Genomic DNA, 26,985 nt, shown 5'->3' with positions numbered 1-26,985 from the left:
GACGTAACGGCGCACGAATTCCGGTGCGTTCGGGTCTTGCGGGGCGAGGGCCATGCCAACTCCTTGGTACTTGTAATGGCGAAAACCGGTGTTACTCAAACGACGCTGGCTTCCCGGACAAACCTGCGCTCGCGCGCGAAGCCGTCGTCTCAGTCGCGCACGAGATCCTGCAAACGGAACCCGGCGATACGGAAGATCTGACGCAGGCACTCTTCGATCTCATCGGCGCGGCTGTTTTCGAGGCGCGTCGCGAAGTTTTCGATGATGCTGACACGCGTGTGACCACGCACGGCCAGGATGTAAGGGAACCCGAACTTGGCTTTATACGCGTCGTTGAGCTGCGTCAGTCGCGCAAACTCTTCCGCGCTGCACTGGTCGAGACCGGCGCCCGCCTGCTCACGCGTGGACTCGGCCGTCAGTTCGCCTCGCACCGCCGCCTTGCCCGCCAACTCCGGGTGCGCGCGGATGAGGTCGAGCTGCGGACCCTCGCCGGCATCGATGACGGCCTGGCACATGGCGTCCTGCAGCGCATTGACGGTGGCGAACGGGCGATCCTCCCAGGCGGCTTTCGCCACCCACGGGGAATGCTCGAAGATGCCGTCGAGCGCGGCCACGAACTCGTCTTGCGACAATGCCGACAATTCGGCTACGGTGCGTTGTGTCATAGGCAACGGGGCGTTCATTAACTGCTCTCCTGGAGAACAAGGGTGGCGCCCCGCCGCACGCTTCGCGCAGCCCGATGACGCCTGTCGGTTCAGTTTCAATGCTGGCGACCACTTGCCCTTCGGGCGCGGTCGCCGGGTTCAGGTGCTTATGCGGCCACGAACGGATGACGCTCCTGCCAGTGCCGCGCCACGTCGATTCGGCGACACACCCACACACGATCATGCTTTTCGATGTGGTCGAGGAACCGCTGCAACGCCGCGAAACGGCCCGGACGGCCCAGCAACCGGCAATGCATGCCGATCGACAACATCTTCGGCGCCTCGTCGCCTTCGGCGTACAAAACGTCGAAGGCGTCGCGCAGGTAGTGGAAGAAGTGGTCCGCCGTGTTGAAGCCCTGCGGTGCAGCAAAGCGCATGTCGTTGGTGTCGAGGGTGTACGGCACCACGAGATGCGGCTTGACCTCGCCGCTGCCGGTCTGCACTTGCGTCCAGAACGGCAGATCGTCGCCGTAATTGTCGGAGTCGTACACGAAGCCGCCCTGCTCGACGACGAGTCGTCGCGTGTTGGGGCTGTCGCGGCCGGTGTACCAACCCAGCGGCGCGCTGCCGGTCATTTCCTTGAAGATGTCGATGGCGATGCGCATGTGCTCGCGCTCGGTCGCCTCGTCAATATTCTGATAGTGAATCCAGCGCCACCCGTGGCACGCAATCTCGTGGCCCAGTTCCTGGAACGCGGCGGTGACTTCCGGATGACGCTGCATGGCCATCGCCACGCCGAACACGGTCAACGGCAGGCCGCGACGCTCGAACTCGCGCAGAATGCGCCACACGCCTGCACGCGAGCCATATTCGTAAATGGACTCCATGCTCATGTGGCGGGCCTCGTAGGCGGCCGCACCAATGATTTCGGACAGGAACTGCTCGGACGCACGATCACCGTGCAGGACACAGTTCTCCCCGCCTTCCTCGTAATTGAGCACGAACTGGACGGCGATACGCGCACGCCCCGGCCAGTCGGCAAACGGCACATGACGGCCGTAACCGATCAGGTCGCGAGGATATTCCTGGGTGCTAGCGTTGTTGCTGGCCATGATGTCTTGGCATCCTTCTGATGGCGAAACGATCGAAGAAGTGTAGCCAAATACATACGGCCGAGACATAGCCATATTCAGATATTCAGGCTGCGCTTAATCGTATAGTCACCCCGGCCGCGTCACACGTGGTCCACGCGCGCCACCGTCAAAATCTCCACCCTTCCGCCCTCGCGGGGCACCCGACGCCCAGGCCTTACCTGTTGAAATCATGGCCAAACATCTTGCAAGATGCGCAATCTTCGCCATATCTCGCACGCAAATGAAAAAAGCACGCCGAGCCGTCTTTTCGACTCAACGTGCTTCATTGGCCGCCGCAAGCGAACTTGAGGCGGCTCGCCCGGACCGTCGCTCGCGCGTGACTCGCGTTACGCGGCCATATAGGGATATCCCGTAAGCGAGAGCCTGACCTGCGCACTCGCCGTCTGCAATCGGGCCTGCCCGCCGACCGGCAAGGTGAGCTTGTCGGCACAATGCCCGAACGGCATGTCGGTCACAATTGGAATACCGACGACTTTGCGCATGCTCTCGATCATGGCAATCATGTCGTAGCCATTGTCGTAATCGCTCACCCGGTACTGCGAGAAGTCGCCGAGCACGAGCGCCCGCTGACGCGCCAGAATGCCGCTCTGATGCAATTGGTACAGCATCCGCTCGACCCGATACGGCGGCTCGTTGACATCCTCGACGAACAGCACCCCGCCCTCGATCTGCGGCAGGTACCGCGTACCGATCAAGCTGCACACCATCGCCAGATTCCCGCCCCACAAGGTGCCGGAGACGTCGACGTCGCCGCTCGCGCCGTCACCCTGCCACTCGACGACGTGTGTCGGCGAACGCAGGACCGTCTGGAATTGATTCAGCGTGAACTCGCTCAACGGGTCGGCGCCGAAGTCCGCCAGCAGCATGGGACCGGCGAACGTCGTCAGGTGGGACTGCGCAAGCAGCGCGAGCTGAATGGCGGTGAAGTCGCTGTGACCGACGATCGCCACCGGGGTGCCCGACAGTCGGCGATGCAGCCCTTCGTAGTCGAGCTGGTCGAGCAGATGCACGGCGCCGTAGCCGCCGCGCACGGCGAGGATGATGTCCGGCACGGGATGATCCCGCTCCGCCAGCGCATTGATCTCGGCAATGCGTTGCGCGTCGGTGCCCGCGAAGCGCAGGTACCGGCGTGACAACGCCTCTCGATTGCCTACGGTATAGCCAAGTTGCTCCAGCGCCTCGACGCCGCGCGTCGCCACGTCGGCATCCGGCGCGTAGCCGGATGGCGCAATCAGTTCAATCAGCCTGGTCTGCGTCAATTGGAAGATCCGGGGGGAGATGTGGAGGGATCGGCGGCAGCCGCCGCCTCGGACAAACGCCGTGCCTTCGCCGCAGCACGCCGCTCGCTGAAGAATGTCTGGAGTACGCCGACACACTCGTCGCGCATGACGCCGCCAACGACTTCGGCATGATGGTTGAGGCGCGGTTCCGCAAACAGGTCGACGACGCTGCCACACGCCCCGGTCTTGGGATCGGCCGCGCCGTAGACGACTCGTTTGATGCGCGCATGCATGATCGCGCCCGCGCACATGACGCACGGCTCGAGCGTCACGTACAGTTCGCACTCAGGAAGACGGTAGTTGCCCAATACCTGCGCCGCAGCGCGCAACGCCTGCATCTCGGCATGCGCCGACGGATCGTGGCCGCCCACCGGGCAGTTGTGCCCGACGGCGACCACCTGATCGTCGCAAACGACCACGGCACCCACGGGCACCTCGCCCTGCGCCATCGCGGCGCGAGCCTGCTGGAGCGCCAGGCCCATGTAGGTCTCGTCGGTCGCGGGTAAATCTCGATTCATGAAACGTTGACGAAAAGCCGCTGCGCATCGCCCCGTCCCCGCGGACGGCGCGCCGCACAGCGCAATTGGCCGCTATCGGCAATGCGCTATTCTCGCACAGCCCGCCCCCGCCAACGCTTGCGGGCTTTGCGCCGACCATCAGGTCATTGGGTCGTCAGGCCATCGCGGAATTGGATGCGCTTCGCTTCTGATAGAGCACAAACGTGGCGATCAGGCCGCACACCGCCGCGAAGGTCATCCACCAGGCGGGCGCCGCCTTGTTGCCGGTCAACTGGATCAACCCCGTGGCCACCGCCGGCGTGAATCCACCGAACAATGCGGTCGCCAGACTGTAGGCGAGCGAAAAGCCGGCCGTGCGCACGTCCACCGGCATGATCTCGGTCAGCGCCACGACCATGGCCCCGTTGTAGCTCGCATACAGGAACGACAGCCACAGTTCGACCATGAGCATCTTCTCGAACGTGGGCTGCACGACGAGCCACGCCATTACCGGATACGCCGTGAGGATGGTCAGGACGGTGAAGACGATCAGCAACGGACGCCGCCCCACGCGGTCGGACAATGCCCCCATGACCGGCAGCCAGAAGAAGTTGGACAACCCCACGCAGAAGGTGACGGCCAATGCGTCGGTGGTGGAGAGCTTCAGCACGGATTTGCCGAACGTCGGGGTGTAGACGGTGATCAGGTAGAACGAAACGGTCGTCATGGCAACGAGCATGGTGCCCGCCACCACCAGCCCCCAGTTCTGCGCGATGGAGCGGAAGATCTCGCCCGTACTCGGCCGGTGCTTGCGCGCCAGAAACGCTTCGGTCTCCTGCAACGAACGCCGCAGGATGAACAGCACCGGCACGATCAGGCAACCGATGAAGAACGGAATCCGCCAGCCCCAATCGGCGACCTGCGCCGGCATGAGCCATTTGTTGAGCAAGTAGCCGAGCATTGCGGCCACGATGATCGCGACCTGCTGGCTCGCCGACTGCCAGCTCACGTAGAAGCCCTTGTGGCCCGGCGTCGCCATCTCCGACAGATAGACGGACACGCCGCCGAGTTCGACGCCCGCCGAGAAGCCCTGCAGCAACCGACCGATCAGCACGAGCAGCGGCGCGGCATAGCCGATGGTCGCGAACCCGGGCACGAAGGCGATCAGGACGGTGCCCATCGCCATGATGGCCAGGGTCACGATGAGGCCCTTCCGCCGTCCGATCCGGTCGACGTAAGCGCCCAGAATGATGGCGCCCAACGGTCGCATCAGGAAGCCGGCGCCGAAGGTCATGAAGGTGAGCATCAGCGACGCGAACTCATCGCCCGAGGGGAAGAACGTCGCCGAGATATGGGTGGCGTAGAAGCCGAAGAGGAAGAAGTCGAACATCTCCATGAAGTTGCCACTCGTGACGCGAATCACGGTGGACACTTTGGAGGGAGACCGACTCGGAACCGACGCAGGGTTTGCAGCCATGATGGTTCACCTCACCAGAGACGATGACGCTCACGATAGCACCGGATCGAACGGCCGGTCATCATGATTTCGGATGCCGCCGCCATCGGGCGGCAGCCCCGTGTTACCGCATATTTCTGACATCCGGCCACGGCCGCAACCGCCGTGCCGCCCCTGCCGCGCCGCGCGCTCAGATGGCGGCGCGGGACAGAAAACCGACGTCTTCGCGCGCCATCGCCTTGATTTCGTTGCGCGTGGTGAGGATGTGAGATTCGAGCAACGACACCACCGTCGAAACATCCCGACGACGGCATGCCGCCAGAATTTCGTAGTGATCGTGCTGCGGCTGCTCTTTGCCCGTTGCCTGCGACATCGCGAGATGCGAATAGCGGTCGGTATTGAGGCAATACTCTTCGATGAGCATGCGCAGTCGTCGGTTGTTGGCAGGCGCCGAGAGCGCGAGGTGGAAACGCCGGTTGTACTCCGCCCATTCGGAAACGACTTCCGACGCCGAGTAGTCGGCCAGGATCTGCTCCATGAGCTGGAAGTCTCGCTCGGCCATGTTGGGCACCGCCAGCTTGGCCGCATGGCATTCGAGCGCCACGCGAATGTCGAGCAATTCGCACAACTGCTCGAGATTCATGCTCGCCACGGTCGCACCGCGGTTCAGATGGTGCGTGACCAATCCTTCCGCTTCCAGTTGTCGCAGCGCTTCACGAACCGGCACCCGGCTCGATTTGAAACGCTCGGCCAACGCTTCCTGACGTAGTTGAAACCCACCCGGGAGTACGCCGCTCAAGATCTCGTCTCGAAGCGTGTCGCGGATGGCCTGATGAAGTGCTTGGGGTCCGGGGGTTCGCATGGCGCGATTAGAGCATATTTCTCATGCCCGACGCGACTTCGGATCCCATCGCCAAGAATTGGATCCAAAATCGCATGTTTGGCAATTGGATCCTTTATTTCCCGGCGCGCGCCTCGGCGAGCGCGATGGTCAGGTGCGCCACTTTCTTCTTGAGCGCGTCGCGCTCGGCCGTCATGGCCTTGAGTTCCTTCGACAGGCGCGTAAGCTCGTCGGACGGATCGGCTGCGGTGTCCCACGGCGGCGTGCCGTCGTCGTCTTCGACGCTCTCCTCGTCCTTCTTCTTGCGCGGCTTGACCGGGCGCGCCTCACGCACCTGGCGCGCCAGCTCGCGCAACTCCTGCTTGCCCGCCTCCACGGCGGCGACCTGCGCCGCCTGCGGCAACGTCGACACGGCGGCCGCCGCGTTGATGGAGACTTCACCACGCTTCACGGCGTCGACGAGTTCCGGGGCCGCCGCGTTGTGGATCTGTTCGATCTGCCCCAGCGTATTGCTCGACAGACGCGCCGCACGCGCCAGCGCCGCGCGCGTCAGTGCCATCGTGTGTGCGGGAATCGACGTGTTGCCGCCTTCCGCTTCGCCGCGCTCGCTGAGCGCCGCCGCCTGCGGCACATCTCCCGGTGCAGGCGCTTCGGCATTGCCGCCACCCGTGCGCGCCTCGAGAATCGTCTTCTTGCGCAACGCCAGCACCCCGCGCTGGTAGTCGGACACGCTGCGGCGGCCGAGGTGGTTGTCGATCATCCACAACCGCACGTCATCCATCGATTTGAACGACGGGTTCTGCACCGTGCGGAATTCGATCGCGTGCTTGCGGCAGATTTCGTAGCGATTGTGGCCGTCGACCAGCACGTCGCCCCAGAGCACGAGTGCGTCGCGGCACCCCTCGGCAAGCAGGCTCTGTTCGAGCGCGGCAAATTCGTCAGGCGTGAGCGGATCGATGTACGCCTTGAGTTCTTCGTTGATCTGGACTGTCATGAGTGTGTGTGACGATGCCGCCGTACCGCGACCGCCGGAGATTGCACGGCGAAACGCGTTGATACGTCGGCAGGAAAAACGTGGCAGGCGGCATTATCGCCTGTTCCGGCGACCGCCGAGAAATGTCGCGTGGACGGGACGCGCTCCGGCGATCAGGACAACACGCCGTGATCGGTCAGAAATGCCTGAATGCGCGCGAGACGCGCCACCGGATCCGCCATGCCCAGCAGCGTTTCCTTCTCGTGCGGCGGCAGCGGCAGCAGTTCGGCCCAGCGATCGGCCACCCAGCCGCATTCGTCCAGCCGGTACGGCGGCGCCAGCGGCAATTTCGCCGCCCGTGCCGGGTCGCGTTGCAACCCCGCGATAAGTTTGCCCAGCGTATCCGCGCTGACCTGCAACGACTCGGGCACGGTCATGGCGGGATCGTCCGGCAGCCTCTCGGCCTCGCCCATCCACAATCCATATTTCCCCAACTCGACGGACGTCAACGCGAACTTGGTCGTGCCTCGGCACACGAGTTCGAGCAGCGCGGGCATGGGGGCGCGCCAGTCGTCGATGCGCGCCAGGGTGCCGATCATCGCGGGCTCCTCGACGGCATCCGGCAGGCGTACCTCGCTGCCCTGACGCAGCACGACGACACCGAACTCCGTGCCGTCGGCCAGACATCGCTTGATCATGTCGAGATAGCGCACCTCGAAGATGCGCAGATGCAACACCCCGGCAGGAAACAGGGCGTTACCGAGCGGGAAGAGTGGGATCTGTGCCATGCCGTATGATGACATGAAGTTCGCGCGTTACACGCGGCAAGTATCAATGTCCGGCCACGCCGCAGACGCCTGAGCAAACCGCTCGATCAGAAAGTCGAGCAGCGCCCGCACACGCGGCACCATATAACGCGTGCGATGTCGCACCGCGTACACACCCGGCTCCTTCGCGATGTAATCGGAAAGCAGGATTTTCAGCCGTCCCGCACGGACGTCTTCCGCCGCATCCCACAACGTCTTTCGCACGATACCGCGGCCGTCGAGCGCCCAGCGGCGCGCCAGCGTGCCGTCGTTCGTCTCCCATGCCTGCGCCAGCGGCACCGTGAACTGCCAGGTCGTCTCGTCGCGCCGGAAATGGAACTCGTTGAGCGGGCCAGATGACGTCACCAGCACGATAAAGCGGTGCTCCGCGAGCGCGTCCGGCGTCTGCGGTTCGCCATACCGGGCCAGATAGGCAGGCGATGCACACAGGACGCGACACATCGGCGCCAGCCGCCGCGCCACGAGCGTACCGTCATCCGGCTCGCTGAAGCGGATTGCGAGATCGACATCGTCCTGCACCAGGTTGGAGATCGAGTCGGTCAGCGTCAGCGAGAGCCGCACGTCGGGATATCGCGCCGTGAACTCGTCGAGCCACGGCGATAACGTATGCAACCCGAAGTCGGTCGAGGCCGACAGCCGGATCTTGCCGCGAATGGCCGCGCACCCTGCCTGCAGCGCCGCCTCGCCGTCGTCGATAGCCTGCAACGCGACGAGACAGTGCGCCAGATAGACTCGCCCCTCGTCGGTCAGGCGCAACTGACGCGTCGTGCGCACGAACAGACGTGTCTGCAACGTCGCCTCCAACTTGGTCAGACGTGCGCTGGCGGCGGCAGGCGAGAGCCCCAACTTGCGTCCAGCCGCAGAAAGGCTTCCCAGCGTCGCCGCCGTCGCAAAAAGACGCATATCGCCAAGTCTGTCTGTCGCCATCTTCCATCCAGATTTGAAAGTAATTCAAATTTCCAACGAATTATCAAATATAACGCGCATTGGCAGACTATATCGCATCGTCCCGTCCGGGTACGCCACATTTGATGAATGTCCATGTCTGCCACACCTCCCGCCTCCTCTTCCGCTCCGTCTTCAGCTCCGTCTTCAGCTCCCTCGTCCGCCCCCTCTCGCAACTCGGCCGCCCGTGCCCACGGTTGCACGACGAACGCGACGCAGAGACGGTCGGACGCCACACCCTGGGCATCGATGGTCGCGCTGATGCTTGCCACGTTCGTGGCCGCCGGCAACGAAACCGTGCCCGCCGGGCTACTGCCGCAACTGGCCGACGGCTTCGGTATCTCGGAATCGTGGGCAGGCCAGATGGTCACGTTCTGCGCATTGGGCGCGGGACTCGGTGCCGTGCCGCTCACCGTCCTGCTGCATCGGTGGTCGCGCCGCACAGTGCTGGTCGTGGCCCTCCTCGGCTTCGCCGTTTGCAACGCCGTGACCGCGCTCTCGACCGACTTCACGCTGACGCTTGCCGCGCGCTTTGTCGTCGGCCTCGCCACCGGTCTGGCCTGGAGTGAAATCGCGACGTACGCCCGGCGGCTCGTAAGCCCTGCCCGTCAGGGACGCGCGCTGGCGTTCGCCATGCTCGGCGTGCCGCTGGCCCTGGCCATCGGCGTACCGGCCGCTACGGCGCTTGGCCATCTCATTGGCTGGCGCTGGGTGTTCGGGGGGCTGTCGGCATTCGCGCTGGTGCTGATGGGCTGGATCCTGCTGATCGTCCCCGACGTGGCAAACACCGACAACGACGGCGAGCCGGACACACGCGCCCCTGTGCGCGACGTATTGCGACTGCCGGGTGTGCGTCCGGTGCTGAGCGTGGTCATGCTCTGGGTCGTAGCGCACTACACGCTCTATACCTACATCGCGCCCTTTCTCGCGTCGGCGGACATGGGCGACCGGCTCGCCACCCTGCTCTCGACGTTCGGCATCTTTACGCTCGTGGGACTCTGGGGGATCGGAATGTGGGTGGATCGCTGGCTTCGCAGGCTCGTTCTTTGGGCGCTCGCCTCGTTCGGGGTGGTGATCGTTGCCTTCGACGCGTGGCCGGCCTCGTGGCCTGTACTGGCGGCGGGTGCCGTGCTCTGGGGCCTGAGCTTCAGCGGCGCGCCAACCTTGCTGCAGACCGCGCTGGGCAACGCGGCGGGCAAGCACGAGAACGTCGCGCAATCGATGCTCGTGACGGTCTTCAATCTGTCATTCGCAGCTAGCGGTGTACTCGGCGGCGCCGTGCTCTCGACGTGGGGCGCCGGGGCATTGCCGAAGGTCCTGCTTGCCCTCGCACTCGCCGCGTGGGGCGTGGCGTTCGCGGCAAGACGGCACGGCTTCGTGCAACGCGGCCGGGGATGATTCAGGTGGACGCGTCTCGCGCTTCGCGCAACAGCCAGGCGTGGACGTCGGCAATCTGGGCGGCGTGACGCGTGCGCCTCGGATAAACGATGTAAAAGCCCGCGCCGGTTCGCAGCGCCGTATCGAACAGGCGAACCAGACGGCCGGCGACCACATCGGCTGCGACGAAATCGACGTGTGCCAGCGCCAGCCCCTGCCCGGCAACGGCCGCGTCGATGGCAAGCGCCGTCTGATTGAAACGCACATTCTTCGCCGCTGATAGTGGCGCGCCCGGCATCGCTTGCTCGAGAAACTGCGGCCACGCGTTGTGCGCGTCATGGAGCAAGGCGTGCCCGAGCAAGCTACCGGACGTTGCAGGGTGACCGCTTGTTGCGATCACGTGGGGCGACGCCACGGCAATCTGCATCTCCTCGAACAAGGGCTCCACGACCAGCCCGCCCCCGAACGGCGGGCGACCGTAGCGGACGGCGAGATCCACGGCATCCGCCTGAAAATGGGAGAGCCGGTCAGTGGCCAGAATACGCAGATCGATGTCGGGATGCGCTTCGAGGAACGCAGGAAGGCGTGGTATCAGCCACTTCGACGCAAACGTGGGGGTCACGCTGACCGTCAGTCGCAGCGGCTCGGGGCGCAATGCCTGCGTCGCTTCCGTCAGAAGATCGAACGCACGCCTCACGCTCCCGGCATAGCGCCGCCCGTTCTCCGTCAGCGTGAGCGCGCGCGGGTGGCGCTCGAAGAGCTTCATGTCCAGCTCGGCCTCGAGCCCGCGCACCTGCTGCGCGACCGCACCTTGCGTCACGCCAAGCTCCTCCGCGGCGATCCGAAAATTGAGATGCCGGCTCGCCGCTTCGAAGGCGCGCAGTGCGTTGAGCGATGGCAAACGGCCTATGGCTTCCGTCATGGTGTAATTTTTCTACTGAATAACGTGTCGAAATCTGATTCGTCTGGCACTCGTCGCGATGTTACGCTCTTATCCATCAATCATGCGGGCCGGACGCCATGGGTGTGTGCCGGCATCATCTGAAACACCCGGGAGAACATTCGAATGACAGTAGAAAAAGTGGCACTGATTACGGCCGGCGGCAGCGGCATGGGTGCGGCAGCCGCACGACGACTGGCCGCTGACGGCTTCAAGGTCGGCATTCTGTCCTCGTCTGGCAAGGGCGAAGCACTGGCTGCCGAGCTTGGCGGCGTGGGCATCACGGGATCGAACCAGTCGAATGAGGCGCTGGCCCAGTTGGTCGAGGTGGCCGTCGCCCGATGGGGACGTATCGACGTGCTGGTCAACAGTGCCGGGCACGGCCCGCGCGCCCCGATCCTTGAGATTACCGACGAGGACTGGCATCGGGGCATGGATACCTATCTGATGAACGTGATCCGCCCGACGCGCCTTGTCACGCCGATCATGCAGAAGCAAGGCGCCGGGGTCATCATCAACATCTCGACGGCGTGGGCGTTCGAGCCGAGCGAGATGTTCCCGACGTCGGCCGTGTTCCGTGCCGGGCTCGCGTCGTTCACGAAGCTGTTCGCCGACAAGTACGCAAAGGACAACGTGCGGATGAACAACATTCTGCCGGGCTGGATCGACAGCCTGCCGCAACAGGAGACACGCCGGGAAAGTGTGCCGATGCAGCGTTACGGCAAAGCCGAAGAAATCGCGGCGACGGTGGCGTTCCTGGCGTCCGAGGGTGGCGGTTACATTACCGGCCAGAACATTCGCGTCGACGGCGGGCTTACGCGCTCGGTCTGACGTCGGAAAGGAGCGGAAGGACCTCGGCCAGCAGGAGGGACCGACGTCATGAGGGCCGACTACCCAAAACGCGGTATCGATTCATCCGGGGGCGCCATGCTAATGTCGCTGCGAACCTCGATGCGCAAACGACCTGGCGACACCCTGAGCGCTGCGCGCCTTACCGGTTTCCTCGGTTTCCTCAGCTTCCCCTTCGTTCCGGAGTCCTCTCGCATGACCGAGTTCCAGCCTCACCGCAGACGCACACTCAAGCTCGCTGCCGCCTCGCTCGCAGCGCCCGCACTGCTCGTGCAGTCTCCCAGCGCAAAGTCGGCCGGCCGCCCGGCGCTTGACGACGCCGTACTGCGCTTCGGGAAACATGAGCCCGCGACGTCGAGTTGCCTGGTCATCGCAGACGTCCCCAATGGCACCGGCTGGACCTCGGCCTACGAACCCAATCGTTATCTGTTCGTCGGCAGTGCCGTCAAGACGTTCATCCTGGCGCAGTTTCTCATCGACGCCGAAACGGGCCGCAACGGCCTCGCCGGCACGAAACAATGCGACGTGAACGACACGGTTCGCACGCCGGGCAGTCCTGTGTTGATCGGCCTGAGCGGGCAGACGCAATACCGCACCGCGCTCGAATCGATGATCGCGCACAGCGATAACATCGGCACCGACATTACCCTCGCCGCAGTGGGGCCGCAGCGCGTACGCGACCTCATCCGCCAGGCGCAACTGAGTACGCCGCACGTTCCCGATTCCACGCGAATCCTTTTCTCGTATCTCGCGGGCGCCGCCCCGGGCACCGATCTCGGCTGGGCGGGCATGCAAAAGCTCGAACATGGTGAGACGCTCGGGCTCACGCCGCGCAGGGACGTCATCAACGACAAGCAGACCATGACGAGTTCGGCCACCGACCTCGTGAACTGGTATCGCGACACGCTGAACGGCCGCTTCTTCCATAAGCCCGAGACGCTGGTCGAATTCAAGCGCATCTCGGCCATGGCGGATGCTGCGTGGATGACGGTGCCCGACGGACTGCCGGCCTATGGCAAAGGCGGCAGCCTGGATTGGGAGAACTTTCACGCGTTGTGCTTCGCCGCACAAATGCTCGTGGGCAAGACGCGCGTGACGTTCTGCTTCACATGGAACTGGCTGGACGGAAAGACCAGTGTCGAGCGCACCGGAGAATTTATCGACAGCGTTCGCGACGTGCTGAAAGCCGCAGCCGACGCCGCACGGACCTGATCCCCTCCTGAGCATCTGCAGGCCCGGACGACCGATCGTCCGGGCCTTCGTCATTTCAATGAAGGCCGACTCAGAAGTGCTTCGCCAAGCGCAATGCAGCGCTTTGCACCGTCTGCGAAGGGGCCGTGCGAAGGCTGTACTCCGCACGGACTTCGAGGCCCTTGTCCGATAGCAATTCGACACCTGCCGACACGTTGCCGTACGCGCGCGGCTGCGACGCACTGACCGCAAACGACGCGCCGGGGAACTGTACGAACGAGACGTCGGTGCTCAGGCGGCGTGTGGACGCGAAACTCATGCCAAGCGACAGGTACGGGCGCAGCGTTGCGCCTCGCAGATCGAACCGCCCGCCCACTTCGACGGCGGGACTGAGGATCGCCGTCGTATGCCCCTGTCCCGACACGGCGAGATCGAACACCCCCGCCCCGTTCTCGCGATAGGCGCCGCTACGGTCGTACACGACGTCCAGATCGGTATAGGGCTTCACATACCACCCCGAAAAGTTGAGCTGATACGAGAGCCGCGACCGCGCCCCGACGAAAAACGCGTTCGGTTGACTGCTCGCTCGCACGGTGGCTTCCGGATACGCAACGGTACGGTTCTGCGTGCCGCTTTCGTACCCGCCCAGCAACGCCAGCGCAACCTGCCACGGCCCTATCTGCCGTTTGAGCGTGACGCCGGCTCGGAAACCATCGCTGGAAACGTCCAGCGACTGGTCGGACGATCGGGCGTGTGTCACCACGTAACTGGCCGAGCCCCCCAGGAACCAGTCCGGTGCGATTTCTTTTTGTGCGCCAAACTGATAGGTCACCTGCTGGCTGCGAAAGCCGACGTCGTCGGCCGTATCGTAGCGGTCTGCGCGGGTGCCGATCACACGGGCCCAGACGCAACTCCCTTCCGACAAGCGCGTTCCGCCACTCATGAACTGCGGGCAACTCATCAGGCGATTCAGAAAATCGAAGTTCTCCTGCCCCCGCGATCCCGCGCGCATGAGCGACGCGGCGCCCGACATCGTGTTGAGCGTCCGGCGATAGCTCGCTGCGTCTCCCACGCTGGCAAACGGCTGGAACAGCGGGCCGGCGTCAACCAGCCCCTGATCCCACAACCATTGCAAGTGATTGGCAAACGACGACTGATTTCCATTGAGCGCAACGCCTTGCGGTTTGAAGTTGGCGTCGACGGAGATCAGGGGATCCTGCGTGCCACCATAGTGGTCCTTCATCTGATAGCTGAAGACGAGCGCCGTGCTTTTCGCCGTCGCGGACTCGCCCGTCGGCGCACGGTCGAAGTGACCAATACCGAGCCAGACGTTCTTGACCGGATTGTGCAGCACCGGCACAACGCTGCCACCGAACGTGAGCGCACCCGTGGTCACCAGAAAATCGCTGTTGTGACGCGTGAAATCGAGGTCGGGCGCGTAGATACCGGTGCCGGTCTGCGAAAACGCGCCGTCAACGGTCGATGCCTGAAACACGCCCGGACCGCCCGGATTGAGCGTGCCGTAGTTCTGTAACAGCCCGGTCGTGACCCGGCTCGCCGTGTAGAACACACCGCTTTGCTGGTTGACGAATGTGCTGTCCGTCGTGAGCTGTACGTTCCCCTGAACCCGTCCCGTATTGTTCACGCTCGTGCGGCTCGTCGATTCGATTGCCGTAGCCGCAGTGAGCGTGCCCGCGTTGTCGAGGCTCACCCCATCCGTCGTGATCGCCAGCACGCCGATCCCGGATGTCGCATTGGCAGCCACGGTCGCCCCGTCGCCGATGCTCACGCTGATCGGCTTGCCTTGTGTGGTATCGCTCGCATTGCCCCCGGTGCGTCCCATGCTGATCGCGGCGATTGCCGGCGAACCCGCCCCCATCGCCACGACCGTCGCGCCAGGCTGAATCGCCACGCTCACAGCACCACCACTGTTACCCGTCGCATTGCCCGAATTCTTGAGCAGGATGCCAGCGTCGCTGAACACGGCCCCACCCCCGAGACTCATGGCGAGGATGGCCGGCGCGTTGGCGCCATACGTGGCGACGCTGCCCACAACGTTGACCGTCACCGTGTTGCCCGCGCCCACCGCCCCTGCGATGTCGGCCAGATGTACAACGCTCGCCCCATAGGTGACGGACGCTGCATCGCCGGCAATGCCACCGCCGCCGCCGACACTTTGCGCGACGACGCCGGCCCCGCCGTCTCCGGTCGTCTTCACCGCACCGGCTACCGATACGTTGACTGTGCCGCCATCGTTCGCGCCAGCGGCGGTGAATGTGTTGTTCACCGACGCAAGCGTAACGCGACCGGGGCTCGTCGTGAGGCCGGCGATACCGCCGCCGCCGCCCACGCTTTGCGCAACGACACCGAACGCGTTCCGACCCTGCGTCTGAATCGCCGATCCGGCGTCCGTCGTCACACTGACCTGCGCCCCCGCACCCCCGGTTTGCCCCTGCGCACCTAACTGCAAGCTGGTGACCGGCAGCGATGACGGCTGCCCGTCGCTCACCGATGCGGCATAACCGCCGCCCCCGCCAATGCTCTGCGCCAGCACACCGAACGAGAGCGCCCCTGCCGTCCATATCGTTGCCGGTGCGCCGAGCAGGACGCTCACATTGCCAGCCACACCCAAAAGGCTGCTGGCGCCCGATTGCGACGCGCCTAGTTGCATCACAGGCCCCGCGAGCAACGACGTCGCGCCGCCGCTCGAGACCCAACCTGCGGCACCGCCACCGCCCGACACCGATTGCGCGAAGATGCCGTGTGACAGGGCTCCCGTGGTATTGATGGCAGCGGTATTCGTCACCGTCACAGCGCCGCTGCGAACGAGCGCCGGTGCTGTCGTGCCGGTCACCGTCGCGCCCAGTGTCAATGTGGGTGACGTCGCCACCTGTCCTTGTGAGAGATGCGTGCTGACGTTCCCCGCCAGATTGGCGACGGCAACGCCACCGCCGCCCGCAATGTTCTGAGCGAGAACACCGCTCGAATCGTCTCCGTGCGTGCCGATGACGCCACCGCTTTTCACGACCACAGGAAACGAAGTGGCGCTCACGCTGCTGATCGTCGCGTCGTATGCGGCGCCGAGCGACAGCGATAGCGCGGGTTGCGTGGCCCCGATCGTCGCGCCGAGTGTGCTGGGTCCGAACGTATAGGCGCTTGCACCGGCGTAGCCGCCACCGCCTGCAATCCCTTGCGCGAGAATGCCCGGCGAACTGTCGCCGAGCGTTTGAATCCGGCTCGACGCGCTGCTCGCGTCGACAGTCACCGGCCCGGCATATCCCGCGCCTCCGCCTTTCGCGCCGACACTCACGTTCACATTGTGCTGGGCGCTCGCCAGATTGGAACCGAGCAGATCGACGATGCGAGTGATTTCGCTCAGGATGCCGGGCGCGTCCTTCGCGGCCCAGTTGGACAGGAAGACGTCGAGATTCTGTGCGGTCGAAACACCCGCGCCGCCGCCGCCGCCGATGCTTTGCGCCACGATGCCGGGAGAGGCGAAGCCCTTCGTGCCGATGGCGCCGGATTGCGTCACGTCGACCGGCCCGCCGTTGCCCCCGCTCCCGCCCGCACCGCCCACGGCAACGTTGGTACCGGTGTTCGGCGACACTTGAAAATACTGACCGACCTTCCCCGTCACCACACCGAGCAAACTGTCGATACTCGACATGAGGCTCGACGCGCTCGTCGACGTGGCCGTCCCGCCACTACCACCACCGCCCCCGACGCTCTGTGCGACGATGGCGGCCGCACCGTCTCCGGCGGTCGTGACTTGTCCACTGTTGAACACGCTGGCACCAACGCCATCGCCACCGCTGCCACCGGCGCCACCGACGCGTACGTCGACACCGAGCTTGAGCGAGCCGAACTTTACGTTCAACGACTGACCGGACTTCTCCAGCCATTGGGTTATCGTCTGCAACGTGCCAAGGGCGGAAGTCGGCGAACCGAGCGTTGCCGAGAACGACTGGGCAGTCTCCTGTTGCACGCTGCCGCCACTGCCGCCCCCGCCGCCGACGCTCTGCGCCAGAATGCCGATGGCGTGATCGCCGGATGTCTCGACGATACCGTTGATGCCATTCGTCACCGTGGCAACGCCCCCCGCACCGCCGCTGCCCCCCGCACCACCGATGGAAACGCCGACGCTGAGGTCAAGCCGACTCCCTGGCGCCGACACCGTTTTCGCACGCAACGGGGCGGCGGCGTTGCCGCCTGCGCCGCCACCGCCGCCAATGCTTTGGGCCAGAATGCCGAGGCTTCGGTCACCTTGCGTCGAGACGTTCCCGTCATTCTCCACCTGCGCCAATCCGCCGTTTCCGCCGCCGCCGCCTCGTCCCCCGAGGCTGACATGAGGGCTTATCGTGCCGGTCGGGAGATCGGGCCCAAGATCAGGCGCAATGGTGATGCTCGAAGCGCTGGCAAGGCCACCATACCCGCCACCGCCGCCAATGCTCTGCGCGACCACGGCGTCGCTACTCACGCCTTGCGTGGTCACGCTTGCGTCCTCGTCGACGCTCACGCGGGCTGTTCCCCCCATGCCCCCTTGCCCGCCACTGCCACCGTGACTGACGGCGACACCCAGACCAATGCCCACCGTGATCGCCGACGACGACCCGCCGACCCCGCCGCCGCCGCCAATACTCTGGACGACAGCGCCGGCCGCCCCCGCGCCCGCCGTGGAAATCGCCCCCGCCTGATCGAGCGTGGCGGTGCCGCCACTGCCACCCTCTCCACCGCGACCGCCTGTCGCAATGCCCACGATGATGCCCGTCGTATCTGCATCACCGCCATGCCCGCCGCCGCCGCCGATGCTCTGTACCACCGTGGCGGGGCTCTGGTCGCCCGTCGTGAATATCGCGCCGTTGTTCTGGACGTAGACATTGCCGCCTTGTCCGCCGTTACCGCCGGCACCACCACCGATGTTCATCAGTCCTTGACTGATTTCGGCGTTCCCTGCGCCACCGCCGACGGCGTGGGTGAGGATGCCGATCGCATCGCGGCCGTTCGTGAGAATGTTGCCGTTATTGACGATGTCGACCGCAAGCGCGCCGGTGTTGCCGCCCGCGCCGCCATCGCCGCCGTGCCCCGACCAGGGCCCGGACGCACCGCCATTGCCCCCGCTGCCGCCAACGACAGCCACGCGAATCCCCGTCGATCCGAGCCCCTGCGTTGCGATGCTGCCGAAGTTCGTCACGGACGCACCACCCGGGGTGCCGCCGTCGCCCCCGGGGAAGCCACTTCCCGAATTGCCATCGCCGCCGTCGCCGCCGTCACCGCCGAGGCTGTAGACAGCGATACCTGGGGCGTTGGCACCATCGGTGGAAATGGCCGCGCCGTTTTGTAGGGTCACACGCCCGGCATTGCCGCCATTCCCGCCTTTCACATCGGTGCCCGCCCCTTTCGGGCTGCTGCCTCCGACGGCGCGGGCCAGGACACCGACCTCGCCGTTGCCGTGCGTGGTAATCGTGCCGTCGGCAATCGTGACGTTCACGTTCCCTGCATTGCCTCCCCAACCGGAATCCACATAACCGGCGATATCGTCGTCGACACCGAGCCCGCCCTGACCGCCAAGCGATTCCGCGCGAATTGCGGCGCCCCCCGTGCCGCTCACCGTGATGGCGGCACCGCCCTTGACGGTGATGTTCGCGTCTCCGGCATTGCCGCCGTAACCCGCATTCAGGCCCGCTGAAAGGCCACCAAACGAGGGAATGGCGCTGTCTTTCCCGTTACCACCGATGGATTGGGCCGAGAGTCCGTAGCCGACAGCAGTGACCGAGCCGCCAATCAGCGTAAGCGCGGCCAGATGACCGTCGCCGCCGATGCCGTGACCGTTGCTGCGATTGCCCCACAGGCCACCGTCGCCACCGGCAGAAAGTACGGCGACGCCGATGCCGGTGCTTATGACGGAGCTCTGTGCGAGGGTGAAGTCGATGATGCGGCCGATGCCACCGTTGCCACCCCAGTGATCACGGCCGTTGTCGTCGTCGTTGGTATTGCCGTTTCCGCCGTTGCCGCCGCTGACGTCGACGAGCACGCCAGTGGTGCCGCCTGTCGTGCGAATGTTCAGTCCCGTCACTGTCTGCGTGACGTCCTGGCGGCCGTTTTCCCCGTTATATCCGTTGTTGGAGGTACAACACCCTCCCGCCGCACCGCGATAGTCGAGCACATACGGGCCGGACGACTGTGCTGCGGCGTGACCGGCGAAGAGGACGCAGGCCGCCCCGCAAAGGGTCGTGAGCCGCAGTGGTGCCGGCAATGCGACGGTTTTGTCTCGCACGCTTCCCCCGAAATTCCAGGCTGTGTTGCCGCTACGACAAGCGGTGTGCCCGGTTTGCAATGTGGTGCGCGTTTGTGATGTTTCGCCGGGTACGCTCAATTTTTTAGCAACATACCACCCGGTCGATACGGTAATCCATCCCCAGAAATGAGTAATACGAAGCATCGGCCGCCGTCAGCAACCGTCGGTGACAGTCGACATCCATCGCTGCCGGTCACTTTGAAACCGTGGGATCAGGCACTCCCCTGTTTCGGGGATGGCGGCCGCGTTGGCAGTCGTGCTATTTTTTGCTACCGAAGTTTTGGTGCCGCCCCCTTCTCTCCAATTCGTCTGCCATGCCTGCCAGCACGTTTCCGAATGCCGAATCGGTATTGCCCGGTCCGTTGTTGCTCGTAGAAGACGATCCGGGCATGCAGATCCGCATGCGCGCCATTCTCCGTTCCCTTGGCTACGCTGACGACGCCGTGCAGGTCGCCGGGAGCCTCGCGCAGGCGCGGGCAGTGCTCGCCGACGAACCGTTTGCGCTCACCTTGATCGATGTGGGCCTGCCGGACGGTAGCGGCATCGACTTGATCGGCGAGCTGCATGCGCACGATCCCGCCCTGCCGATTCTGGTAATCTCCGCGTGGAGTACTGAGCAGATCATCGTCGGGGCCCTGCAACGTGGCGCCACGGGATACCTGCTCAAGGAGCGCGACGACGCAGAGATCGCGCTGTCGATTCGCAGTGCGCTGCGCGGGGGCGCACCGATCGACCCGTTCGTGGCACGCCACATTCTGGGGCTGGTTGCGCTCACGGCCGGCGGATCAGGCACACCGGCAGCTTCGTCTTCCGGTAGCAGTGGCGGCGCGGCATCGGCGCGCATGTCCGATACGCCATCGACATTGAGCCCGCGAGAAGTCGAGATTCTCGGACTCGTGGCCAAGGGCATGACGAACCGCGAGATTGCAGCATTGCTCTCCATCTCCAGCCTCACGGTCGCATGTCACATCAAGAACATCTACAAGAAGTTGGCTGTCAACTCGCGCACGCAGGCCGTCTTCGAAGCCCGCATCTCCGGCTTGTTGCCCTGATACTGATCACGCTGCTCTGCCTGCTCGCCACGACAGCGCACGCGCAGCGATCCATCGCCCCTCGTCCCGTTTCCGTTTCCGATTCCGCTTCCGTTCCCGGCGCATTACTGCCGTTGGCGCACGTTGAAGCCGTGCGCAGCGACTGGCAGGCGATGCAGCCGCCGAATACCGGCTGGGTTCCCGTTACGCTGCCCGATGTGTGGACATCGCGTTGGCCGCATTTCGATGGTGTGGTCTGGTACCGGCTGACATGGCAAGCGCCTTCCCCCGTCAGGGCGCAGGGGCTGATGCTGGAATACCTGAACATGGCCGGGGCCGTCTATCTGAACGGCAGTCTGATTTCGCGTGACGATTCGCTGGTCGAGCCGCTGACTCGCGCGTGGAATACGCCCCGCCACTGGCTCGTCGATGCACCGATGCTGCGCGCCGGTGCCAACGTGCTGCTGATACGCGTCTCGGGCCTTGCCGCATACAGTCCGGGGCTCGGTCCAGTGCTGCTGGGATCGCCTGACGAGATCCGTTCGGCTTACGACAAGGCGCGCTGGCTACGCCACGATCTGCAGCTTTTCAGTCTGGCGATCACGGTCACGCTTGGCGTCGTGGTACTCACGCTCTGGCTATACCGCCGACAGGAGACGTCGTACGGGTGGTTCAGCCTCATGTCCTTCGCCTGGTGGCTCTACGCCGTCAACCAGATCGTCACGCGACCGTGGCCGTTTGCGACCAACGATGGCTGGCAGTTATTCGTGTCGATCGCGTTTCTTTTCTACTGCGCTTGCTTCACGATGTTCGTGCTGCGCTTCTGTGGCAGACGAATACCTCGCGTCGAGACCACGATGTGGGTCACGTTTGGCGTGGGCGCAACGATGCTGATCGTCGCGCCACGAACCTATACGGAAACGCTGCGCGCGATCTGGGCGGTGGTGCCCGGGGTGACGTGGTTGGCAACCTGCGTGCTGCTGTTCGTCCTGACGTGGCGCGAACGGCAGATCGAACAACGAATCGTCTCGCTCTGTGCGCTCGTGTTCGTCGCCGCCGGGTTGCACGACTTTCTCGTGTTTTTCGGCGTTCTCGACTCCAACGTCTACTACACCGCGCAAACGTCACAGATCCTGATGATCGGCATGGCTGTCGTGCTGGCACGGCGCTTCGCCGACGACGCACGGCGCATCTCGCAATTCAACGACGAGCTTCGTCAGGCGATCGGCGATGCCCGGCGCGAATTGTCCTCAACCCTGAACCGCCAGCATGAACTGGAGGTCGCCAACGTTCGCCTCGCCGAGCGGCTCAATCTCGCCCATGATCTGCACGACGGGTTGGGTGGCACGTTGGTGTCGGGCATCGCCGCCATCGAACATGCGCCGCACACGCTGCCACCGGAGCGTTTTCTGGACTTGCTGAAAGAGTTGCGGGATGAACTGCGCTTCGTTGTCGACAGCGCAACGGTGCATCCGGCCGGACGGCAGACGTTGGCGGAACAGATTGCTTCCCTGCGCCATCGAACCACCGCGCGCTTCGAGAGCCAGATGATCGATTGCGAATGGCACGTGGACGGCATCGAGCGATGCGAAATGGGGGCTGCCCGATCGCTGGAAGTCCAACGCATTTTGCAGGAGGCGCTGACCAACGTCTTCAAGCACAGCAAGGCGAGTCGCGTGCGCGTCGATCTCCGTGACGCCGACGGCGAGTTCACGCTTCGAGTGGAAGACAACGGCATCGGCTTCGACACCGGTCGTTTTGACGACGCGGGAGGCGCTCACCCTCGGCAAGCGCATGCGGGCACCGGATTGCACAGCATGAGACGGCGCGCCCAAAAGCTGGGCGGCACGATGACCATTGCGCGAGAAGGAACTTGCACAGTCGTGTGCGTGAAGATGCGAACCGCTTGAGTGGCCCCCCGCATCTCGTGCCTGCCGTTGAGTGTGACATCGTAGCGGTGTCAACGGAGTCAGGGGGACCGGACGATCGACATTTGTCGGGCGATTCACATGATTTCGCGCATAATTCGGGGTCTGCCATTTTTGCCGCATCCCGAATTGCGGCAACGCTTCGCACGAAAGCCATGCAAACCGTAGCCGTTCTCGACTTTGAAACCACCGGACTGTCACCCGCACAGGGCGACCGTGCCACCGAAATCGCCGTCGCACTGCTGCGCGATGGCCAAATCGTCGACCGTTATCAAAGCCTGATGAACGCCGGTCGATACATTCCCTCGAACGTCGTCGCATTGACCGGCATCACCAACGAGATGATCGCGTCGGCGCCGCCGGTAGCAACCGTCATGCGAGAGGCCGTGCGTTTTGTGGGCAAGCACCCCGTGGTAGCCCACAATGCAGGCTTCGACCGACGCTTCTGGCAGGCCGAGCTCGCCATGCTCGGCGAACGCGCCGACCACGCCTTCGCCTGCACGCTGCTCGCCTCGCGCCGCATCTATCCGCATGCGCACAGTCACAAATTGTCGATGCTGGCCGAGATGCTCGGCCTGCCCCGCACCGGCCGCTCGCACCGCGCAATGGTCGACACGGAAATGACGTGTCACCTCTGGCGTCGCTTGCAAGGCGATATCGCGCAGACGTACGGCCTGCCGAACGTCGATCACGCCCTCATCTCACGCGTGCAAACGACCACCAAGGACAAGGTACCAACCTTCCTGCGTTCGCTTTCGGGACGCTGAGCCTCGCACCTTCCCCTGGGGAGAGATCGGCTGCGCATGGCGATAGCGGTTCGCCAGGACGGCGATGACGTCGTCGTCGGTCAGCGCCGGTTGATCCTCTTCGTTGCGGAGCAGGTCGTAGTGCGGGCGCCGCGCTGGCCCGGACCGCGCCAACCTTTGCCGACCGAATCCACGCGTAAACGCAAAAAAGCCCACAGTGACGTGGGCTTTTCGGGAGGGGGAAATGCTAATCGGTGCCGGTCGGTGCCGGACGACTCATCACTCCCACTCGATCGTCGCAGGCGGCTTGCCCGAGATGTCATAGACAACGCGGTTCAGGCCACGCACTTCGTTGATGATGCGGTTCGAGACCTTGCCGAGCAAGTCGTGCGGCAGATGTGCCCAGTGCGCCGTCATGAAATCCTGCGTCTGCACGGCGCGCAGTGCCACCACCCATTCGTACGTGCGGCCATCGCCCATCACGCCCACGCTCTTGACCGGCAGGAAAACGGCGAATGCCTGGCTCGTCAGTTCGTACCACGTCTTGCCGCTATTCGGCTCGACCGTGTTGCGCAGCTCTTCGATGAAGATCGCGTCGGCACGACGCAGCAGATCGGCGTAATCGCGCTTCACTTCACCCAGGATACGCACCCCCAGGCCCGGGCCCGGGAACGGGTGACGATAGACCATGTCGTGCGGCAAGCCCAGCGCAACGCCCAGCTCGCGCACTTCGTCCTTGAACAGGTCGCGCAGCGGTTCGAGCAGCTTCAGACCCAGCGTCTCCGGCAGGCCGCCCACGTTGTGGTGGCTCTTGATCGTCGTCGCCTTCTTGGTCTTGGCACCGCCCGATTCGATCACGTCCGGATAGATCGTGCCCTGCGCCAGCCACTTCGCGTTCTTCAGCTTCTTCGCTTCGGCCTGGAACACTTCCACGAACTCGCGGCCGATGATCTTGCGCTTCTGCTCAGGATCCGTCACACCCTTCAGGTGCCCCATGAACTGCTCGGCGGCATCGACGTGTACGACCTTGGCGTGCAGACGACCCTCGAACATCTCCATCACCATCTGGCCTTCGTTCAGACGCAGCAGACCGTGATCGACGAAGACGCACGTCAGTTGGTCGCCGATCGCACGGTGAATCAGCGCGGCTGCCACGCTCGAATCGACACCGCCCGACAGGCCGAGAATCACTTCCTCGTCACCCACCTGCTCGCGGATCGCCTTGACGGCTTCCTCGATGTGGTCGCGCATGATCCAGTCCGGCTTCGCACCGGCGATCTCCAGCACGAAGCGCTCGAGCAATTCGCGACCCTTGACCGTATGCGTGACTTCCGGGTGGAACTGCACGGCGTAGTAATGACGCTTCACGTCGGCCATGCCCGCGATCGGGCAGCTCGGCGTGGAAGCCATCAGGGCAAAACCTTCCGGCAGCTGCGTCACCTTGTCGCCGTGGCTCATCCACACCTTGAGCATGCCGTGGCCTTCGGCCGTACGGAAGTCCTCGATGCCCTCGAGCAACGGCGTGTGACCATGCGCACGAACTTCGGCGTAGCCGAACTCGCGGTGATTGCTCGCCTCGACCTGACCGCCCAGTTGCACCGTCATCGCGAACATGCCGTAGCAGATGCCCAGCACCGGCACGCCCAGATCCCAGACCGCCTGCGGTGCACGCAGATCCTGATCCTCGTAGGTGCTCGCGTGGCTACCCGACAGAATGACTGCCTTCGGGTTGAATTCGCGAATGAATTCGTCCGAAACGTCGTTCGGGTGGATCTCGCAGTAGACGTGCGCTTCGCGAACGCGGCGTCCGATGAGCTGGGTGACTTGCGAGCCGAAGTCAAGAATGAGGATTTTGTCGTGCATCGTGAGGTACGGATGAAGTGGATTCGTTGGACGTCGGCGCCGTGGCGGAAGGCACGGGCGTGACAATGCCGGTGGTGCCCACAGGCGCGACCGGCGTAGTGTTGACGGAGGTGGAAGTGGAGCCGCCGCGAGACGCCTCCATGCGCGGCTCAGCGCGCGTGCCACGGGGCTCGTCGGCCACCCGGGCATCGGCATAGTCTCTCGGTGCCTCGCGCCGGGTGTCGCTCACGACCCCACCGCGGACTCGTTCTCCCGCATGCTGCGCAGCCTGCACGCGCTCTTTCGTGCGCACGCTCGACGCCAGCTTCACGAGAATGCCGCCCACCACCAGCAGGACAGCCCCGAGCGCCGGCATCAACAACCTGCCGCCGCCCGTCACCGAAAGTTGGCCGGAAATCAGCCAGCCCAGCACGAACGCGCCAATGATCCAGTTGATATGCCCCGTCACTTTCGCGACGGTCACCGTCAACTGGCCATTCACGGCGGCGTGCCATTGCAACCAGGCCACGCCAATGAAGGCCACCCCGAGCGCCTGCGCGTATAGCACGGGCGATGGCGCGGGCACTTCAATGGCCGCATACAGCGATGACCAGAACGACGCGATCAACAGCACACCGAGTGCAAGATTGAGCGCCGCATCGAGGAACAGTACCGTACGCAACATGGCCTTCATGGGTCATTACTCCACGTGGTAGTTGGGGGCTTCCTTCATGATCTGGACGTCGTGCACGTGCGATTCGCGCATGCCGGCGGCCGTGATTTCAACAAATTCTGCCTTCTCGTGCAGGTCCTGGATCGTCGGGCAACCCAGATAGCCCATCGACGAACGGATACCACCAGTCAGTTGGTGCAGGATCGCGTTCACGCTGCCCTTGTACGCCACACGGCCTTCAATGCCTTCCGGCACCAGCTTGTCGGCGTTGTTGGCCGGGTCCTGGAAGTAACGGTCGGCCGCGCCATCCTTCATCGCGCCCACCGAACCCATGCCGCGGTAGCTCTTGTACGAACGGCCCTGGTACAGGAACACTTCGCCCGGGGCCTCTTCGGTACCCGAGAACATGCTGCCCATCATTACCGTATGTGCGCCGGCGGCCAGTGCCTTGGCGACGTCGCCCGAGTAGCGGATACCGCCGTCAGCGATCAGCGGCACGCCGACTTCCTTGAGTGCTTGCGCCACGTTGGCGATTGCCGTGATCTGCGGCACACCGACACCGGCCACGATACGCGTCGTGCAGATGGAGCCCGGGCCGATACCGACCTTCACGGCGTCTGCACCGTGCTCGACCAGCGCCAGCGCCGCACTCGCCGTGGCGATGTTGCCGCCAACGACTTCAATCTGCGGGAAATGCTTCTTGACCCATTGCACGCGGTCGAGCACGCCCTGGCTGTGGCCGTGAGCCGTATCAACCACGATCACGTCGACGCCGGCGGCAACCAGCAATTCCACGCGCTCTTCGTTGTCCGGGCCCACGCCAACGGCAGCGCCGACACGCAGCTTGCCGTGTTCGTCCTTGCTGGCCAGCGGGTATTCCGTTGCCTTCGTAATATCCTTGACGGTCATCAGGCCGCGAAGTTCGAAAGCGTCGTTCACGACCAGCACGCGCTCGAGGCGGTGATCGTGCATCAGGCGCTCGGCGTCGGCCGGCGAGGCGCCTTCACGCACCGTGATGAGCTTGTCCTTCGGCGTCATGATCGCGCGCACCGGCTCGTCCAGGCGGCTCTCGAAACGCAGATCGCGGTTGGTAACGATACCGATGAGCTGTGCGCCTTCCACGACCGGGAAGCCGGAAATGCCATGCTGGCGCGACAGGGCGATCACGTCGCGCACCTTCATGTGCGGCGGAATCGTGATCGGATCGCGCAGAACGCCCGACTCAAAGCGCTTGACCTTCGACACTTCCCGCGCCTGCTCGGCCGGCTTCAAATTCTTGTGAATAATGCCGATACCGCCCTGCTGGGCCATGGCAATAGCCAGACGCGCTTCGGTCACCGTATCCATGGCGGCCGACAGCAAAGGCATGTTCAGGGTGATGTTGCGCGTGAGCTTGGTTTTCAGGCTGGTGTCGCGCGGGAGAACGGCGGAGTACGCCGGGACGAGGAGCACGTCATCGAAAGTGAGTGCTTTTTGGATCAGACGCATGGCAAATC

At 64.3% G+C, this 26,985-nt stretch carries 20 protein-coding genes; 6 read left to right on the top strand and 14 right to left on the bottom strand.

The window, feature by feature from the left end:
- Positions 1 to 149: 149 nt before the first annotated feature.
- From uraD to ABWO90_RS24300, 9 genes are all read right to left on the bottom strand, one after another.
- Entirely contained in the window at positions 150 to 683 is a 534-nt protein-coding gene (gene uraD / locus ABWO90_RS24340) for a 2-oxo-4-hydroxy-4-carboxy-5-ureidoimidazoline decarboxylase (protein ID WP_353193785.1), read from the bottom strand.
- A 128-nt stretch (positions 684 to 811) separates the two neighbouring features.
- Positions 812 to 1,756: an allantoinase PuuE gene (gene puuE / locus ABWO90_RS24335; protein ID WP_353193784.1), complete on the bottom strand. Its 945-nt coding sequence runs from the start codon at positions 1,754 to 1,756 to the stop codon at positions 812 to 814.
- Positions 1,757 to 2,124: 368 nt separating this feature from the next.
- Complete coding sequence (ldcA, locus tag ABWO90_RS24330) at positions 2,125 to 3,057, bottom strand: muramoyltetrapeptide carboxypeptidase (RefSeq protein ID WP_353193783.1); 933 nt, start codon at positions 3,055 to 3,057, stop codon at positions 2,125 to 2,127.
- Complete coding sequence (tadA, locus tag ABWO90_RS24325; protein WP_353193782.1) at positions 3,054 to 3,596, bottom strand: tRNA adenosine(34) deaminase TadA; 543 nt, start codon at positions 3,594 to 3,596, stop codon at positions 3,054 to 3,056. The genes ldcA and tadA overlap by 4 nt, the downstream gene beginning before the upstream one ends.
- Positions 3,597 to 3,750: 154 nt before the next feature.
- Entirely contained in the window at positions 3,751 to 5,052 is a 1,302-nt protein-coding gene (locus ABWO90_RS24320; RefSeq protein WP_353193781.1) for an MFS transporter, read from the bottom strand.
- A gap of 169 nt (positions 5,053 to 5,221) precedes the next feature.
- Positions 5,222 to 5,893 (bottom strand): GntR family transcriptional regulator, encoded by a 672-nt coding sequence (locus tag ABWO90_RS24315; protein WP_353193780.1) that lies wholly within the window; start codon positions 5,891 to 5,893, stop codon positions 5,222 to 5,224.
- Positions 5,894 to 5,987: 94 nt separating this feature from the next.
- On the bottom strand, positions 5,988 to 6,866 hold the full coding sequence (locus tag ABWO90_RS24310) for a ParB N-terminal domain-containing protein (protein ID WP_353193779.1): 879 nt from the start codon (positions 6,864 to 6,866) through the stop codon (positions 5,988 to 5,990).
- Between the two features lie 152 nt (positions 6,867 to 7,018).
- Positions 7,019 to 7,633 carry an LON peptidase substrate-binding domain-containing protein gene (locus ABWO90_RS24305; RefSeq protein ID WP_353193778.1) on the bottom strand — a complete coding sequence of 205 codons (615 nt, stop codon included), beginning with the start codon at positions 7,631 to 7,633 and terminating at the stop codon, positions 7,019 to 7,021.
- Between the two features lie 27 nt (positions 7,634 to 7,660).
- Positions 7,661 to 8,599 (bottom strand): LysR family transcriptional regulator, encoded by a 939-nt coding sequence (locus ABWO90_RS24300; RefSeq protein WP_353193777.1) that lies wholly within the window; start codon positions 8,597 to 8,599, stop codon positions 7,661 to 7,663.
- A gap of 279 nt (positions 8,600 to 8,878) precedes the next feature.
- Between ABWO90_RS24300 and ABWO90_RS24295 the strand changes: the two genes are divergently transcribed.
- Positions 8,879 to 10,015, top strand: a complete 1,137-nt coding sequence (locus tag ABWO90_RS24295) for an MFS transporter (RefSeq protein WP_353193776.1) — start codon at positions 8,879 to 8,881, stop codon at positions 10,013 to 10,015.
- A gap of 1 nt (position 10,016) precedes the next feature.
- Here ABWO90_RS24295 and gcvA read toward each other — a convergent pair whose 3' ends face one another.
- Complete coding sequence (gcvA, locus tag ABWO90_RS24290; protein ID WP_353193775.1) at positions 10,017 to 10,916, bottom strand: transcriptional regulator GcvA; 900 nt, start codon at positions 10,914 to 10,916, stop codon at positions 10,017 to 10,019.
- 144 nt (positions 10,917 to 11,060) lie between these two features.
- Between gcvA and ABWO90_RS24285 the strand changes: the two genes are divergently transcribed.
- Both ABWO90_RS24285 and ABWO90_RS24280 read left to right on the top strand, forming a co-directional pair.
- The gene (locus ABWO90_RS24285; RefSeq protein WP_353193774.1) at positions 11,061 to 11,765 is read left to right on the top strand and encodes an SDR family oxidoreductase; all 705 of its coding nucleotides are present in this window, start codon (positions 11,061 to 11,063) and stop codon (positions 11,763 to 11,765) included.
- A 213-nt stretch (positions 11,766 to 11,978) separates the two neighbouring features.
- The gene (locus ABWO90_RS24280) at positions 11,979 to 12,995 is read left to right on the top strand and encodes a serine hydrolase (RefSeq protein ID WP_353193773.1); all 1,017 of its coding nucleotides are present in this window, start codon (positions 11,979 to 11,981) and stop codon (positions 12,993 to 12,995) included.
- A gap of 70 nt (positions 12,996 to 13,065) precedes the next feature.
- On the opposite strand, the gene ABWO90_RS24275 is transcribed toward ABWO90_RS24280, so the two are convergent.
- Positions 13,066 to 19,248, bottom strand: a complete 6,183-nt coding sequence (locus ABWO90_RS24275) for an autotransporter outer membrane beta-barrel domain-containing protein (RefSeq protein ID WP_353193772.1) — start codon at positions 19,246 to 19,248, stop codon at positions 13,066 to 13,068.
- 335 nt (positions 19,249 to 19,583) lie between these two features.
- Here ABWO90_RS24275 and ABWO90_RS24270 point away from each other — a divergent pair, with 335 nt between their 5' ends.
- From ABWO90_RS24270 to ABWO90_RS24260, 3 genes are all read left to right on the top strand, one after another.
- A complete protein-coding gene (locus tag ABWO90_RS24270) occupies positions 19,584 to 20,321 on the top strand; it encodes a response regulator (protein ID WP_353193771.1) in 738 nt (245 codons plus the stop codon).
- A gap of 113 nt (positions 20,322 to 20,434) precedes the next feature.
- On the top strand, positions 20,435 to 22,210 hold the full coding sequence (locus ABWO90_RS24265; protein ID WP_353193770.1) for a sensor histidine kinase: 1,776 nt from the start codon (positions 20,435 to 20,437) through the stop codon (positions 22,208 to 22,210).
- A 173-nt stretch (positions 22,211 to 22,383) separates the two neighbouring features.
- Positions 22,384 to 22,995 (top strand): 3'-5' exonuclease, encoded by a 612-nt coding sequence (locus ABWO90_RS24260; RefSeq protein WP_353193769.1) that lies wholly within the window; start codon positions 22,384 to 22,386, stop codon positions 22,993 to 22,995.
- 258 nt (positions 22,996 to 23,253) lie between these two features.
- On the opposite strand, the gene guaA is transcribed toward ABWO90_RS24260, so the two are convergent.
- The 3 genes from guaA to guaB are packed head-to-tail and all read right to left on the bottom strand — an operon-like array spanning position 23,254 to position 26,977.
- Positions 23,254 to 24,837, bottom strand: a complete 1,584-nt coding sequence (gene guaA, locus ABWO90_RS24255; RefSeq protein ID WP_353193768.1) for a glutamine-hydrolyzing GMP synthase — start codon at positions 24,835 to 24,837, stop codon at positions 23,254 to 23,256.
- Entirely contained in the window at positions 24,812 to 25,510 is a 699-nt protein-coding gene (locus tag ABWO90_RS24250; RefSeq protein WP_353193767.1) for a hypothetical protein, read from the bottom strand. The genes guaA and ABWO90_RS24250 overlap by 26 nt, the downstream gene beginning before the upstream one ends.
- Before the next feature lie 6 nt (positions 25,511 to 25,516).
- The gene (guaB, locus tag ABWO90_RS24245) at positions 25,517 to 26,977 is read right to left on the bottom strand and encodes an IMP dehydrogenase (protein ID WP_353193786.1); all 1,461 of its coding nucleotides are present in this window, start codon (positions 26,975 to 26,977) and stop codon (positions 25,517 to 25,519) included.
- Positions 26,978 to 26,985 lie beyond the last annotated feature (8 nt).

It is taken from the genome of Pandoraea pnomenusa, assembly GCF_040391475.1.
GTDB lineage: Bacteria > Pseudomonadota > Gammaproteobacteria > Burkholderiales > Burkholderiaceae > Pandoraea > Pandoraea pnomenusa_C.
The sequence above is the reverse complement of the archived record's forward strand: the minus strand, read 5'-3'. Positions and strand labels throughout refer to the sequence as shown.

Bases quoted from the DNA above. Each gene is read 5' to 3' on its own strand.
- ABWO90_RS24310 (WP_353193779.1), bottom strand. From the start codon at position 6,866: ATGACAGTCCAGATCAACGAAGAACTCAAGGCGTACATCGATCCGCTC.
- ABWO90_RS24295 (WP_353193776.1), top strand. From the start codon at position 8,879: ATGCTTGCCACGTTCGTGGCCGCCGGCAACGAAACCGTGCCCGCCGGG.
- guaB (WP_353193786.1), bottom strand. From the start codon at position 26,977: ATGCGTCTGATCCAAAAAGCACTCACTTTCGATGACGTGCTCCTCGTC.
- ABWO90_RS24315 (WP_353193780.1), bottom strand. From the start codon at position 5,893: ATGCGAACCCCCGGACCCCAAGCACTTCATCAGGCCATCCGCGACACG.
- ABWO90_RS24280 (WP_353193773.1), top strand. From the start codon at position 11,979: ATGACCGAGTTCCAGCCTCACCGCAGACGCACACTCAAGCTCGCTGCC.
- guaA (WP_353193768.1), bottom strand. From the start codon at position 24,837: ATGCACGACAAAATCCTCATTCTTGACTTCGGCTCGCAAGTCACCCAG.
- gcvA (WP_353193775.1), bottom strand. From the start codon at position 10,916: ATGACGGAAGCCATAGGCCGTTTGCCATCGCTCAACGCACTGCGCGCC.
- uraD (WP_353193785.1), bottom strand. From the start codon at position 683: ATGAACGCCCCGTTGCCTATGACACAACGCACCGTAGCCGAATTGTCG.
- ABWO90_RS24270 (WP_353193771.1), top strand. From the start codon at position 19,584: ATGCCTGCCAGCACGTTTCCGAATGCCGAATCGGTATTGCCCGGTCCG.
- puuE (WP_353193784.1), bottom strand. From the start codon at position 1,756: ATGGCCAGCAACAACGCTAGCACCCAGGAATATCCTCGCGACCTGATC.
- ABWO90_RS24250 (WP_353193767.1), bottom strand. From the start codon at position 25,510: ATGAAGGCCATGTTGCGTACGGTACTGTTCCTCGATGCGGCGCTCAAT.
- ABWO90_RS24285 (WP_353193774.1), top strand. From the start codon at position 11,061: ATGACAGTAGAAAAAGTGGCACTGATTACGGCCGGCGGCAGCGGCATG.
- tadA (WP_353193782.1), bottom strand. From the start codon at position 3,596: ATGAATCGAGATTTACCCGCGACCGACGAGACCTACATGGGCCTGGCG.
- ABWO90_RS24300 (WP_353193777.1), bottom strand. From the start codon at position 8,599: ATGGCGACAGACAGACTTGGCGATATGCGTCTTTTTGCGACGGCGGCG.
- ABWO90_RS24320 (WP_353193781.1), bottom strand. From the start codon at position 5,052: ATGGCTGCAAACCCTGCGTCGGTTCCGAGTCGGTCTCCCTCCAAAGTG.
- ABWO90_RS24305 (WP_353193778.1), bottom strand. From the start codon at position 7,633: ATGGCACAGATCCCACTCTTCCCGCTCGGTAACGCCCTGTTTCCTGCC.
- ABWO90_RS24260 (WP_353193769.1), top strand. From the start codon at position 22,384: ATGCAAACCGTAGCCGTTCTCGACTTTGAAACCACCGGACTGTCACCC.